The organism is Pedobacter lithocola (assembly GCF_042650845.1).
Lineage (GTDB): Bacteria > Bacteroidota > Bacteroidia > Sphingobacteriales > Sphingobacteriaceae > Pedobacter > Pedobacter lithocola.
In genome coordinates, this window is sequence record NZ_JBHSBW010000005.1 from 1 (window position 1) to 887 (window position 887).

An 887-nucleotide genomic window follows, 5' to 3' on the forward strand; every position below is an offset into this window, starting at 1 on the left:
GATAAAGGAGACACTCCATACAATTTAAGAAGTTGTGCATATATGGAGGATTTTTTTAGTCCGAAAATCATATTCCAAGAAATGGTACAAGAGTCAAGTTTTATGCTGGATGACAAGGGTGAATTTATGTGTTTAGATACTGCAAGAATTATTACAGGCAATGACCTTGATATTATTATTTCAGTGTTAAATTCAAAATTGTTTTTTTATGCAATAAAAACATTTTATGGTGGGGGTGGACTTGGTGGAAATGGAGTCAGAATGAAACATACATTTTTTGAAAACTTCCCAATGCCTAATTTCTCTGACAAGAATATTATTGATATAAAGTTTTTGCTATCTCGACTTTCAGAGGGAAATTTAGACAAAATTGACAAAATTATTTTTGAATTTTACGGCATAGAAGAGGAAGAAATTAAGCTCATAGATAATTAATAATTTTTGACTATTTCCCTTTCCTCAGTAGTTAGACCATATATATCAAATATTTTTTGCTCAATAAATTCTTCAACGTCTGTTGTTGAAAAACCATTTTTTGAAAGGTCTTGAACTTTTTTAATTAAATTTTTAAAATCCAGATTCATCATATCTGTTATTTGAATTACTGGTATTTTATCAAAAAATATTTTGCTCAATTCTCTCGTACCTCCCTGTAGTTCAGGAAAATTATCCTTAAAACAGTATTTGAATAAGGAAGAGTTTAGAAAAGCTGTTAGAAATTCTATTTTCTCCCCTGTAATTATAAAACATTTTTGATTGGTCAAGTAGCCACTATCATCATATAAAAAAGGTAAAAACTTTGTCATGTTTGGATAGATAATTTTTGGACTAAAAAAATCCTCCATATATGCACAACTTCTTAAATTGTATGGAGTGTCTCCTTTATC

Annotated in this window: 2 protein-coding genes; one reads left to right on the top strand and one right to left on the bottom strand. The window is 29.0% G+C overall.

Annotated features, from left to right (window positions below; all coding sequences use genetic code 11):
• Positions 1-435 (top strand): hypothetical protein (locus ACFOWA_RS02410; protein ID WP_378981416.1); only part of this gene is annotated, 435 nt, incomplete at its 5' end.
• On the opposite strand, the gene ACFOWA_RS02415 is transcribed toward ACFOWA_RS02410, so the two are convergent.
• On the bottom strand, positions 432-887 hold a 456-nt coding region (locus ACFOWA_RS02415), incomplete at its 5' end, for a TaqI-like C-terminal specificity domain-containing protein (protein ID WP_378981418.1). The genes ACFOWA_RS02410 and ACFOWA_RS02415 overlap by 4 nt on opposite strands.